Annotated in this window: 14 protein-coding genes; 10 read left to right on the top strand and 4 right to left on the bottom strand. The window is 45.1% G+C overall.

Going from position 1 to position 12,818, the window contains the following annotated elements; translation table 11 throughout:
• Positions 1-3 precede the first annotated feature (3 nt).
• A complete protein-coding gene (locus OA79_RS08660) occupies positions 4-750 on the top strand; it encodes a sulfite exporter TauE/SafE family protein (RefSeq protein WP_063332834.1) in 747 nt (248 codons plus the stop codon).
• Between the two features lie 65 nt (positions 751-815).
• Here the strand turns inward: OA79_RS08660 and OA79_RS08655 are convergent, their stop codons facing one another.
• Positions 816-1,559 (bottom strand): GntR family transcriptional regulator, encoded by a 744-nt coding sequence (locus OA79_RS08655; protein ID WP_063332833.1) that lies wholly within the window; start codon positions 1,557-1,559, stop codon positions 816-818.
• Positions 1,560-1,840: 281 nt separating this feature from the next.
• Here OA79_RS08655 and OA79_RS08650 point away from each other — a divergent pair, with 281 nt between their 5' ends.
• Positions 1,841-2,911, top strand: a complete 1,071-nt coding sequence (locus OA79_RS08650) for a TRAP transporter substrate-binding protein (protein WP_063332832.1) — start codon at positions 1,841-1,843, stop codon at positions 2,909-2,911.
• Between the two features lie 93 nt (positions 2,912-3,004).
• On the opposite strand, the gene OA79_RS08645 is transcribed toward OA79_RS08650, so the two are convergent.
• Positions 3,005-3,892: a LysR substrate-binding domain-containing protein gene (locus OA79_RS08645; protein WP_063332831.1), complete on the bottom strand. Its 888-nt coding sequence runs from the start codon at positions 3,890-3,892 to the stop codon at positions 3,005-3,007.
• A 103-nt stretch (positions 3,893-3,995) separates the two neighbouring features.
• On the opposite strand from OA79_RS08645, the gene OA79_RS08640 reads away from it, so the two are divergent.
• Positions 3,996-5,207, top strand: coding sequence for a Gfo/Idh/MocA family protein (locus tag OA79_RS08640; protein ID WP_063332830.1), 1,212 nt, complete (start codon positions 3,996-3,998; stop codon positions 5,205-5,207).
• Positions 5,208-5,266: 59 nt separating this feature from the next.
• On the opposite strand, the gene OA79_RS08635 is transcribed toward OA79_RS08640, so the two are convergent.
• Positions 5,267-6,106: a 2OG-Fe(II) oxygenase family protein gene (locus OA79_RS08635; protein WP_063332829.1), complete on the bottom strand. Its 840-nt coding sequence runs from the start codon at positions 6,104-6,106 to the stop codon at positions 5,267-5,269.
• A gap of 95 nt (positions 6,107-6,201) precedes the next feature.
• A complete protein-coding gene (locus OA79_RS18210; RefSeq protein ID WP_156486239.1) occupies positions 6,202-6,357 on the bottom strand; it encodes a hypothetical protein in 156 nt (51 codons plus the stop codon).
• 269 nt (positions 6,358-6,626) lie between these two features.
• Between OA79_RS18210 and OA79_RS08630 the strand changes: the two genes are divergently transcribed.
• From OA79_RS08630 to OA79_RS08600, 7 genes are all read left to right on the top strand, one after another.
• Positions 6,627-7,190, top strand: a complete 564-nt coding sequence (locus OA79_RS08630; protein WP_063332828.1) for a YqgE/AlgH family protein — start codon at positions 6,627-6,629, stop codon at positions 7,188-7,190.
• Positions 7,190-7,651 (top strand): Holliday junction resolvase RuvX, encoded by a 462-nt coding sequence (gene ruvX / locus OA79_RS08625; protein ID WP_063332827.1) that lies wholly within the window; start codon positions 7,190-7,192, stop codon positions 7,649-7,651. Before OA79_RS08630 ends, ruvX begins: the two co-directional genes overlap by 1 nt.
• A gap of 65 nt (positions 7,652-7,716) precedes the next feature.
• On the top strand, positions 7,717-8,214 hold the full coding sequence (gene pyrR / locus OA79_RS08620; RefSeq protein WP_063332826.1) for a bifunctional pyr operon transcriptional regulator/uracil phosphoribosyltransferase PyrR: 498 nt from the start codon (positions 7,717-7,719) through the stop codon (positions 8,212-8,214).
• A 231-nt stretch (positions 8,215-8,445) separates the two neighbouring features.
• A complete protein-coding gene (locus OA79_RS08615; protein WP_063332825.1) occupies positions 8,446-9,453 on the top strand; it encodes an aspartate carbamoyltransferase catalytic subunit in 1,008 nt (335 codons plus the stop codon).
• Between the two features lies 1 nt (position 9,454).
• Positions 9,455-10,732 (top strand): dihydroorotase, encoded by a 1,278-nt coding sequence (locus OA79_RS08610; protein ID WP_063332824.1) that lies wholly within the window; start codon positions 9,455-9,457, stop codon positions 10,730-10,732.
• 114 nt (positions 10,733-10,846) lie between these two features.
• Positions 10,847-11,953, top strand: coding sequence for a GGDEF domain-containing protein (locus OA79_RS08605; RefSeq protein WP_063332823.1), 1,107 nt, complete (start codon positions 10,847-10,849; stop codon positions 11,951-11,953).
• Positions 11,954-12,047: 94 nt separating this feature from the next.
• Entirely contained in the window at positions 12,048-12,770 is a 723-nt protein-coding gene (locus OA79_RS08600) for a YggS family pyridoxal phosphate-dependent enzyme (RefSeq protein ID WP_063332822.1), read from the top strand.
• Positions 12,771-12,818: the final 48 nt, after the last annotated feature.

Here is a 12,818-nt window from a genome sequence, read left to right as displayed (position 1 = left end):
AGCATGGACACTGCTAGTCTGTTGTTGCTGCTGTTTATTGCTCTAGGCAGTTATATTCAAGCGACCACTGGGTTTGCTTTCGGCTTGATCGTGGTCAGTGGTGTCTCCGCGCTTGGGTTGGCTCCGATTGAAGTGACGGCTTTTGTCGTAAGTGCTTTGAGTTTGACCAATGCTGCGGTTGGCTTGTATGGCGGCCAGTGGCGCGAGATGAATTTTCGTGCCTTTGGTTGGATGATAGTGTCGTGTCTGCCAACAACGTTATTCGGTGTCTGGTTGTTGGGCTACTTAGGTGACAATGGGGTGAATCTACTGAAATTATGTTTGGGTGGATTTATTGTTGTCAGCAGCTTGGTCATGATGGCGCAGAGTCATCGACGGCGTGCTGCTTCGTCTTCTTTTGCGTTTGCTAGTAGTGGCGTATTAGCGGGCGTGATGGGAGGGATGTTTGCGACGTTCGGTCCGCCATTGACCTTTATGATGTACCGTCAGCCAGATTCGCTAGCGAAAATACGTGCGACCTTACTGTCGATTTTTTGTTGTACTGCGGCCATCAGGGTCATGTTTGTGAGTGCGTCACAGCCCATTGAAATACAGACTTGGTGGTTGTGCTTGATTGGCTTTCCTGTGGTGGTCGTGAGTAGCTTGATGGCTCGACGTTTTCCTTTGCCATTATCTAGTCGTGCTATGCGGTTATTCGCGTTCAGTCTATTGCTGTTTTCTGGTGGTAGTCTAATCTGGCAGGCTGTTTAAACGCCTGTTTTGACAAGATACAAGGGCAGCAATCGACATCCTATATGCTTGCTGCCTTATGTTTTTTAGCGTTGGTTAAGCTCAACTAAATAATGTATGTCTTGACTATTGGCTCGACTAATACGGTATTCGACCAAACGCCCATCTAATGATCGAGCTGTACGAGTGACTTCTAATAAAGGTTGCCCAGCCGGAACCTTGAGCACGGCTTGGTCATCTTTGTTCGCCAAGACGGCTTTTAAGCAATCGGTTGCTTTATGAACCGTGATGTTAAAGTGCTGTTGGTAGTAGTGATACAAAGAGTGTGGCAATTTGGCTTCTTTGTCTAAGTCGACAAAATACCGTGCTGGTAAGTAAATCAATTCACGAATACTGGCATTTCCTTTAATGGAACGTATGCGATGTATTTCGATCACCTGTTCTGTTTCTGGTAGTTCAAAAATGTGGCGAATCTCTTCGTTGGGGGTGATGAGTTGAGTGTCAATCAATTGAGCACTGGGCAGTTCACTGACATCGCCATCGTCGCTTTTAAAGTGGAAAAAGTGGAAGAGCATTTTTTGTAGCGTGTGTTCTGACACAAAGGTTCCTACCCCTTGTCGTCGATACAAAACGTTTTCTTCTGTTAAAGCATTGAGTGCTTTACGGACCGTTCCCTGACTGACCCCCAGTAAATCCGCGAGTTGAAATTCGCTTGGTAAGACTTCTCCGGGTTTCCAAACACCTTCGACAATTCGTTCTGTGATCAGCTGTTGGACCTGTTGATACAGGGGTTTAAAGGTAGGAGCGGGCTTTGATGAATTTAGGGTCATGTTTTGTCCTGTTATGAATCTGTGCTCTAGTTGCTAAATTTAGCAAAAAAAACGCAACTTTTCTTGTAATTGCTATCTTATATAAGATATAAAACATGTCATAACAAGATAATAGTTCATTTTTCTCTGTTTTGCCCTGCGGAAGGTACGAGCAAATCCACTGGTTTCAGTGTGTGGATAGGTTTTTTTATTCGCATCATCTCTAGTTGGGAACGTTAAAATGACGATTAGCTTGTTTCGCAAGTAACGTGATTCAAAAATAAAAAAGCGGAGCCTTCGAAATGAAAAAAAGCAATTTGTTAAAAAAGACCAGCGCAGCATTTATGCCCACTCTGATGGCAGCTGGACTTTCTATGGCGGCCCTGCCTGCATTGGCAGCGGATTATGAATTTAATATTGTTCACTTATCCAATACCAGTGATGAAGATTACGATGGCGCCGTCGTGTTAAAGGACTATGTTGAAGCTCAATCCAATGGTCGCATTCAAGTTAATATCTACTCTGGTGGTCAATTGTGCGGTAATGCAACCGAGTGTATTGAGGCCTTGCAAGCGAACCTAATTCAAGTGTTTAACACCACAACCGGTGGATTATCAAATGTCTTCCCTGAGATTCAGGCCATTGATATCCCGTACACTTTCCCGAGTGACCGTATCGCTGAATGCACACTTAACAGTGAAGAGCTGGTGGGACCGATCCGTAAAGAATTACTCGACCGTACAGGTTCTATGCGTCTGATGACCATAGGTAATACGGGTGGCTGGCGTAACTTTGCAACGACTGACACACAAATCAAATCGCCTGCTGATGTAGAAGGTTTGAAAATCCGTACCATTAACTCCCCAATTCAAATGGAGTTAGTGAAAGCCATGGGAGGAAGTCCAACGGCCGTGCCATGGGCGGAAGTGTACACATCCCTTGCAACGGGTTTGGTTGAAGGCTCGAAAAACGGTATTACGGACATCATGGGAATGAAATTTAATGAACACATTAAATACATGACCTTGGATGGCCATGCCTATATGGCTTCTATGTGGTGGATGAATAATGATTCGCTCAAAGCCATGCCTGCTGACTTACAGCACATTATGATGGATGGTTTTGATGCCCTGCGTTCGGTGACCACTGTGATGCCAAAGCGTCGTCAGATCGAAGCGTATAATGCCTTCAAAGCATCTGGTGGCACTATCTACGCGCCAACGGCTGAAGAGAAAAAGCAGTTCCAGCAAGCGGCTAAGCCTGTTCGTGAGTGGTTCATTAACGAATACGGTGCTAAGTGGGTGGATATCACGGAAAGCGCGGTAAAATCGTGTGAAGCTCAAATCGATAAAGCGTATATGGCGCAACAATAGTGTGTTACTTTAATTAACGTCGGTCTTTCGCTGATCGAGCTAAAAAAATGCCAGTGCTTGCACTGGCATTTTTTTGTTCTGTGGATTGTATGCTTAAGATGCGAACGTTTGCAGATGATGCATAAACCTTGTCATCAGTGGTGTTTGGCCTTTTTTTCGCCAGACGAAATGAATGTCTAGTACAGGAAGCGTGCCTTCAATGGCTCGGTAGGTCAGTCCTTCGCGCTGATCAAATTGAGTGGATTCTGGTACTAGGGCAACCCCAACCCCAGCTGCCACTAAAGTTCGTGTCGTCTGGGTTAATTTAGCAACTTGAACAATGTTGGGTTCAACGCCAGCCTGGTGAAGATGGTGCATCAATTGGTCGTAAAGAGAGGGATGAGCCTGTCGAACAAAAGCGATAAATGGCAGTTGGTGAAGATCAGATAATGGAACTTTTTCTTTTTGGGTTAAAGGGTGATCGTCAGGTAAGGCCAGCAAGTGTGTTTGCGTGTCATAACCTTGATGCTCTAAATCCGATATGTCCATGAGTGGATTAACGAACACCATGGCAATGTCGATCTTCTCTGTTCTCAAGGCATCGAGCGCCTGAGTCGTTGTCATTTCTTCTAAGTTCAAGGTGACACTTGGATTATCTCGTTTGAACTGAGCAATGCCCTTGGAAAAATGTGGGGTACCTGCGGCCCAAACAAATCCTAAAGATAAACTGCCAGCGCTGCCATTAGCGACCAATTTAATGTCGTCTTGAAGTTGTTGCCAACTCTGTAGTAACGCTCTGGCTTTAGGCAGAAATACTTCGCCTGCTGGAGTGAGCTGAACTTTTTGGCTACTGCGCTCGAATAAGGTCGCACCTAATTCATCCTCAATGCTTTTTATTTGTTGTGACAAGGGTGGTTGCGCTATGTGTAAACGAGCGGCGGCCCGGCCAAAGTGCAGTTCTTCCGCAACGGTAACGAAATACTGTAGTTTACGAAATCTCATAATATGTTTTTTATATCAAGCTTGCGACTAACATATATTAGACATAAACGAAGTATTTTCCTATCTTAGCCATACAAAATAATTCTAAGTTAGGTGAGAAACCATGAGCAGAGAAAAAATCGACGGACAACTATTTAGTTACACTGGCCCAGCTTTTCATTACATCAATGAAGAAGAGCGTCACTTTTTTGCTAAGGAACCTGCTCAGTTTCGTGTGAATCTGATTGGTTGCGGCATGATTGGCATGGAGCACATGCGTGTCGCGACTCGTGTTGGTCGTTCTGCGATTCATGGTGTGTTCGATCTAAACGAGCGTAGCGTTAAAGTAGCCAAAGAAGAGTTTGCGAAAATCACCGATGAAGATTTCAAAGTTTACGAAACGCTAGAAGCCGCTTGTAATGATCCAGAGGTGGATGGCATTTTAATTTGTACGCCTAACTTTACTCACCTTGATGTCCTAAAAGTCGCAATTAAGTCAGGCAAACACATCTTCATGGAAAAGCCGATGGCGACTAAGTTAGAAGATGCCTACGAAATCACCAAAATGGCAAAAGAATACGGCGCTGTTTTGCAAATCGGTTTGCAGTATCGTTATAAATCTATCTATTCCGAAGCGATTCATGAAGTGCTAGAGCGCAAAGCGGTTGGTGAAGTGAAGATGATTAACATCATGGAGCACCGTATTCCCTTCCTTGATAAAGTGAACCAGTGGAATAAATTCTCTAAATTCTCTGGCGGTACACTGGTGGAAAAATGCTGTCATTATTTTGATTTGATGAACTTGTTTGCTCAGTCTCGTCCAGTACGTGTGTATGCCAATGGTTCCCAGTCTACTAACTTCCGTGACTTCGAATTCAAAGGCGAAAAATCCGATATTCTGGACAGTGCTTTTGTCACCGTTGAGTATGAAAATGGCGTGCGTGCCGGTTTTAACTTGTGTATGTTCGCGCCCATGTTCCATGAAGAGTTATTAGTCTGTGGTGACGAAGGTCGTGTAAAAGCGGCTGAGATCGAAGACTTCAGTGAAAACGCGCGTTTGCGTACCGAAATGGAAGTCTTCTGCGGTCAAAATCGTCCGTCTAAAACATCACAGCCAAGTTACCCTAAATTGATTGAGGCATCTGGTCATAATGGCGCAACTTGGTTTGAGCATGTGGCTTTTGCAGATCAAATGGCGGGCAAGCTGACGACGAGTGCCACGGTCGAAGAGGGTTTTTGGTCTGTTGTTGTGGGTTGTGCGGCAGAGGAATCGGTTAAAACGGGTCAAATTGTTGAGGTGGCTGAGCTACTGAAAGCGAAAGGCATTGATATCTGAAACAATGAACGAATAAGAAAGGCGACGGATTAAGTCGCCTTTCTTATTTCTGATACGAATTAAATCACGCCCAATTCGACCAAGCGCTCATGCAAATAGCTCTTGGCGGTATAACGGTCTGACAAGACCACTTCTGGTTTTGGGTGCAAAAACAAAGGTAAGGAAATTCGCGACTTAGTTTTGTCCGCGCCTTCAGGGTTGACGACTCGATGTGATGTCGAAGGGAAGTAACCGCCAGAGGCTTCTTGTAACATATCACCAATGTTAATAATCAAGGTGCCAAAATCACAAGGCACATCCATCCAAGAGCCATCTTTGGCTTTGACTTGTAAGCCAGGTTCATTGGCGGATGGTAGAATGGTCAATAAGTTGATGTCCTCGTGTGCGCCAGCACGAATCGCCCCTAGCTCCTCATCACCTTTCAGTGGTGGATAATGCAATACACGCAATAAAGTTTGATCACTGTCTTCTACCATACTGGATAGGGACTGAGAGTAGTGTTGCGCGACCTCTACTGGTGTGTGTGCTTCAACCCAGCCAAGCAGTTCCGCTGCGAGTTCATTCGCTTCCGAATAATATTGCGCCAGTAATGCTTTTTGCTCAAGAGGGCATTGTCCCCAAGGGTAGTAATGGAAGTATTCTTTGATGTCTTTTTTGGAGTGACCTTTGGCTGTCTCGGAGACTTCTGCTGGGAAAAAACCGTCTTGAGTACCTTTATGGTAAAGGTAATTCTGTTTGTCTTCGCCGTCGAAAAAGTGCTGCCATTCTTGATAGATGGCACTGACCAACGATTGCTGAATAGGGTGGTTTTTTAACACGCCAAACCCTGTTTCGTGAAGGGATTTAACAAAGTCTTCTTGAGCTGTTTTGCTTGTATAGTCAATGGCTTGTAATGTCATTACAGTGTCCTTTTTACGCATAAAAGTGTGTCTTGGTCGATGTGATCTACGCCCTTTAAAGCGACGTAGATGGATGAAAACGAGCCAATATCGGTCTAGGAAGACCAACCACTATGGAAAAAGTAGCGTAAATCCACTGTTTCTGCCTGAAAATGCTGTGCCCAATGGGACAAACTCAGTGCTTTTGGACAGACAGCCGCCACGACAGACGTCGTTGTTAGGTGTCCAGCATTGAGTAAATTGAGTGGCATCTTTATGGCCCTATTCCGTAAAAGCGGATTTAATCATTGATGATTTAGCGAATCTTTAGTTTACTAACTGAATGGACAGTTTTGAAGTGATTCCGTAATAAATTGTGAGGATTGGCTAGGTAAATTCTCAGTTTGTCCTATACTGACATTGGCGGCTTTGTTGATTTGGTCGCCTTCTTTGCTCTTCTACATGTATATCTTCTGCCAGGCTGGCACCGTGTTTTTAATCCAGTAATTGCGTTTTTTATTTGATAAAGAGGGCTCTTGTTATGACTGTATTTGATTCTTTTAAAAACCATTTTCTAATTTCAATGCCACACCTCGATGACCCGCATTTCGAACATACTGTGATCTATCTTTGTGAACATACGCCAGCAGGTGCGATGGGAATGATTATTAACCGTCCATCTAATATTGATTTCAGTGAATTGGCTAATCACCTAAGCATGCCAATAGAGCGACCAGACCTGCTAACGGAAACCATTTATACCGGTGGACCGGTTGAAGCTGAGCGCGGTTTTATTCTGCATACTGCGGATAAACAATGGAGCAATACGCTTCCGGTCACCTCTGACGTCTCTTTGTCTGCGTCTTTACAGGCTTTAGAGGACATCGCTCAAGGTCAGGGCCCTAGTGCTTTCCGTATTACACTTGGTTGTGCAGGGTGGGACGATGGACAATTAGAAATGGAAATTGCGAACAATGATTGGCTGGTATGTGAGGCGGATTTAGACGTATTATTCCATACACCAAGTGAGCTACAGTTTACCGCCGCCACTCAAGTCTTGGGCATTGATATGGCGAGACTTTCACCGGACATAGGACATGGTTAATGACAGCAAGTGCGTCACCTGACAACGACACAACAAAACCCAATACGACGCAATCCGTATTGGGTTTTGATTTTGGTACCACTCGAATAGGCCTAGCAATTGGGCAGAGTATAACGGGTACGGCTCAGCCTTTAGAACCGATTAAGGCCAGAGACGGTATTCCTAATTGGGATGAAATTGAAAAAGTGTTTGCAGAATGGCAACCTAATGCCATCGTGGTCGGGCTACCGCTTGACATGGATGGGCAAGAAAATGAAATGTGTCTGCGAGCACGAAAATTCGCCAAACGATTACATGGACGATTTAACCTGCCATACCATATGATGGATGAGCGGTTGTCCTCTTATGAAGCAAAAGGGTTGGTTATCGCTCGTGGCGGTAATCGGAACTTTAAAGACAATTCAGTCGATGGGTTGGCGGCACAGATGATTTTGGAAACATGGTTTGCTGAGCAGTATTAAGATCAGCGTTGTCAGTAAACGATGTGTGATGACAGATTAGAGTTTCAAAACAGGTTAATAACAACATGACATTAGATTTAGAGCCTTCTTTGGCCTTAATGAAGCAGCAATTAGTCGATTACTGTCAGACTAAGCAAATTGAAGACGCGATTGTGGTCGGAATTCACACCGGTGGTGTGTGGGTGGCGGAGCAACTGATGTCTGCTGCGCCAACTAAGGATCCATTAGCGACTCTGGATATTACGTTTTATCGAGACGATTTTACCAAAGCGGGGTTAAACCCCAAGGTGAACCAGACTTCGTTGCCTGCGATTGAAGATCGTCACGTTATTTTGGTGGATGATGTATTGATGTCTGGTCGAACCATTCGCGCTGCGATGAACGAAATTTTTGATTTCGGTCGTCCTGCCAGTATTACCTTAGCCATTTTATACGATCTTGGTCAGCACGAGTTGCCAATCTCGGCTGACATCGTCGGAGAACATTTGACGCTTAATCCTGATCAAAGGGTTAAGTTAACTGGGCCGAAACCACTTGCGGTTTCTGTGATTGAGACGGATTAATCTGCTTTCAAGCCTTTATTTTTTGTTGAACAAGTACGACAATTACGCCTATGGATAAGTTTTATGAAAAAGTAATGAGTCGCACCGAGTTCCATCGAAAAATAGGTGGGCTTGTTACTTGATGTTCTTAATGCCCGGTCACAGTTAGCTGTACCGGGCATTTTCTTATTGACCTATTTTGTTTCAAAGAGAAAGGCGAATTACGCCTTTGTAGCTTGAGGAAAGCAAACCATGATGCGATCCGAACCACGGGCATTACAATTAAACGATGACGGCCAGTTAAAGCATTTTTTAACCTTGGACGGTCTGGATAAAACGATTCTGACAGAGATCTTGGATCGGGCCGATTCCTTCCTAACCATGGGAGAGCAATCAGTGAAGAAAGTCCCTCTTTTACGGGGGAGAACCGTGGTCAATCTGTTTTTTGAAAATTCCACACGTACCCGTACCACTTTCGAGCTGGCGGCCAAGCGCCTATCTGCTGATGTCATAAACCTCAACATTGAAACCTCTGCCACCTCCAAAGGGGAGTCGCTACTGGATACGTTGCAAAACTTGCAAGCCATGCAGAGTGACATGTTCGTGGTACGCCATTCGGACAGTGGCGCGGCACATTTTATTGCTGAACATTGCACGCCCAATGTGGCCATTATCAATGCAGGTGACGGTCGTCATGCTCATCCCACTCAAGCCATGCTCGACATGCTAACCATACGTCGTCACAAAGGGCAGTTTGAAGGCCTTAAAGTCGCCATCGTTGGCGACATTCTGCATTCTCGTGTGGCGCGTTCCCAGTTGCAGGCACTGACCACATTAGGGGTAGACGAAGTGCGCTTGGTCGGACCTAAAACATTAGTCCCGAGCTTTTTTTCTGAAATGGGCGCGAAAATCTGTCATGACTTAGAAGCCGGATTGAAAGACGTGGATGTCGTGGTCATGTTGAGACTGCAAAAAGAACGTATGAAAGGCGCTTTGCTGCCAAGTGAAAGTGAATTTTACCGTTTATATGGTTTGACGGAAGAATCCTTATCTTGGGCTAAGCCTGATGCCATCGTGATGCACCCAGGTCCGATTAACCGGGGCGTGGAAATTTCTTCAGAAGTGGCGGATGGTGAGCATTCTGTGATTTTAAATCAGGTGACGAATGGCATTGCCGTGCGTATGGCGGTGATGTCGATGGCAATGAGCGGCCAATTACAGAAAGCTGAAATGGATCAAGGCAGCGAGGGTGAGAAGTAGTATGAAATTACGAGTTCAAAATGGTCGTTTGATCGACCCGAGTCAAAACCTTGATGCCACCTTAGATCTGTTTATTGAAGATCAAAAAATTGTGGCAATAGGGGATGCGCCTGCAGGCTTTGAAGAAGCGGAAGTGGTGGATGCTACCGGCAAATGGGTACTACCGGGTTTAGTGGATTTGGCGGTGTCATTGCGTGAGCCTGGGCAAACGCAAAAAGGCAGCATCGCGAGCGAAGGTCGTGCTGCCGTCTCGGGTGGTGTGACGACCTTGGTGTGCCCTCCTGATACCAAGCCGATTGTTGACACGCCTGCCGTGGCGGCATTGATTCAAGATAAAGCGGATGAAGCTGGCATGGCCAATGTGTTTCCTATCGGAGCCTTAACTCAAGGTCTGGAAGGGGAGCAACTCAGTAACATGGTGGCGTTGACAGAGGCTGGCTGTGTGGCGGTATCGAATGGTCGTCACGAAATGAAAAATGCCAAAGTCTTGTCTCGAGCATTAGAGTACGCGGCGACGCACGATCTTTTAGTGGTGTTTCACCCAGAAGACAAAAGTCTGTCGGATGGCGGTTGCGCCAATGAAGGCTTGTACTCCACTATGCACGGATTAGCAGGCATACCAGATACAGCGGAAACCGTTGCTCTAATGCGAGACTTATTGTTGGTCGAAAAAACGGGCGTACGAGCGCATTTTGCCCGTCTATCTTGTGCCAAATCAGTCGAAATGGTAGCGGATGCGAAAGCTTCAGGGCTGGACGTTACGGCTGATGTGGCCTTGCATAACGTTCTGCTAAGTGACGATGTGTTAAATCAATTTGATGGGCGTTTCCATGTATTACCGCCATTGCGTGGTGAGGGGGATCGTCTAACCCTAATCGAAGGCATCAAACAAGGCGTGATTTCGGCCATATGTTCTGATCACCAGCCACATGAAAAAATGGCGAAAATAGCGCCTTTTGCTGCCACTGAACCGGGTATGGCAAACGTCGAGATTCTATTGCCGTTGGCCATGACATTATTAGACGAAGGCGATTTGGATTTCTCGACACTGCTTACCTGTCTAACGTCAGGTCCAGCGGCTTGTTTTGGTTTGGAAGCTGGCTCCTTGGCCGTTGGTAGTTTTGCCGACTTTATACTGTTTGACAGTACCTCGAGATGGCATTGGACATACGAAAACCGTAAAACAAAAGGCCATAACTCACCTTACTTCGAAGACGAGTTTATCGGACAAGTGATGGCAACTTACATATCAGGGCAGCGAATTTATCAGCTTTCGTAATGAATTTTCAGGATAAGTTGGGTTTTTACCCAACTTATCTATACAAATTCTTTACTTTTTGTCTTAGGTGGTTAATCTAGCTAAACAAGGATTTGCTACTGGTTGTAATGTTTTATGTCTATTGAATCTTCAAAATCACTGCTGGATGAGCAGCAAGCGTTGCGCTCTCGTGTGTCTTTTTTAGAAAAAGAGCGCGACTTTATTAAGAGCTTGTACAGTGATATGTCCCAGATGATGCAAATCATCTCGAAAGGAGCACCTTTAAGCTCCTTGCTTAACCGATTTCGTGAAAAAATAAAATCGCAGCTGTCGCAGTCTTATTGTTTGTTTTTGGTGTGTGACAAAGACTGTTTGCAGTGGCGGCTTCAGTATTCAGATCTGGTGAGCGAGAGTCTTTTGAATTCGAAAGGCATGTTGGTGGATATTCCTCAGGCGCTGATTTCATTTGCAGCCGCCCCTTCCTGTCAAAAACGTCATGACTCAGACATTCACAGTGCAGCGAACTGGCAGTCTTGGCAAGCTTTCCTAAATACCCATGATTTCTCTGATGTCTCTATGGTCAGTAACTCTGATGAGCAGGGGGCGATATACATCATGCTTGCTTTCCAAAAGCGTCATCAGCAGCTAGAAAGTGATCTGATGGAAACCGCATTGGAGGCATATTGCTCTTGGTTGGATGCGGTCTTTATTCGTGAAAAAGCGAATTATCAATTGTTGGAAGACAACCATAGAGACCCTGTTACTGGCTTGTTGCGTCGTTTTAGTTTTGAAAACAGTTTTGGCATAGTGCTGAAAGACTCTCGCCGTCATTTTCAGCGGGCTGCTATGTTTTCAATTCAATTGCTTTCTAAGAAGAAAGTCGATGACGAAGAGCTCAGAGTGTTGGCGGAATTGATCCGTGAAGCGGTGCGTGAGAATGATTTGATTGCACACTATGATGAACGTGAGTTGGTGATGGGAATTCGCATTCAGAATTTAGCCGATGCGGAAGTGGTTGCGAGCAAACTTTTAGAATCCATGAAGCATGAAAAGTACGCCAATAACAGTTTAATTGAATCAGGTATTTCTATTGGTATTGCTTTCTATCCTGAGCACTCTAGTTTAGAGGCTTTATATCAGGCGGCGCATTTTGCCGCTAATTCACTGAAAAACATGTCTGGCTATCAGATTGAATTTCATGGTGCCTTGTACGAAACCAGCAGTGAATTTTATTCTTTATAAGTGATTTTTCATTAGTGTTATCATGTGTCTCTACTCGGAGAGTGAATAAAGTGTTTTATTCGCTCTCTTGATTCAGATAGTAAGAGGCACAAGCATGACAATTGATACCACCCTCTCTCATGCCGATCAGGTCACCGAAAACCTTTCTCAGGTTAGGCGGCAAGTTGAGCAGTTGGCAATCGACGCCGGCCGCGAACAAGCCAGTGTGCGTGTATTGGCCGTGAGCAAAACCAAACCTCTCGCTGATATCCAGGTCGCCTACCAATCAGGGCAAAGGGCGTTTGGTGAAAACTATGTCCAAGAAGCCTTTGATAAATATCATGCGTTATCTGAACTCACGGACATAGAGTGGCATTTTATTGGGCCAATTCAGTCAAATAAGACCCGCCAAATCGCAGAAACCATGTACTGGGTACATTCTATTGATCGCGAAAAAATTGCGCGTCGCTTAAGTGAGCAAAGACCTAATAGTATGCCAAGTTTGCAGGTGTGTATTCAGGTCAATATCAGTGGTGAAGAAAGTAAATCGGGGATTTTATTAGAGCAGTTGCCAGCGATGGTCGAATTGGTTCAAAGTTTGCCGAATCTTCAGTTACGAGGCTTAATGGCGATTCCGGCCCCCCAGCAAAGTTTTGCTACTCAATGTCAGGTTTATCAACCTTTACAACAAGCGTTTCTTGAATTATCCGAATCCGATAGCATGATAGACACATTATCCATTGGTATGTCGGGGGATTTGCCCGCGGCAATCTCATCCGGAAGCACGATGGTTCGCGTGGGTACGGCGATTTTTGGCGCGCGGGATTATGCTCAGTAAGACCAGTGAGTCGATTTTTGATGAATGTTTACAACGATTAAATAGACA

Origin of the sequence: Marinomonas sp. TW1 (assembly GCF_001625355.1) — a bacterium.
GTDB lineage: Bacteria > Pseudomonadota > Gammaproteobacteria > Pseudomonadales > Marinomonadaceae > Marinomonas.
Note: the sequence above shows the minus strand (reverse complement) of the source record. Positions and strands in the feature narration are given on the sequence as shown.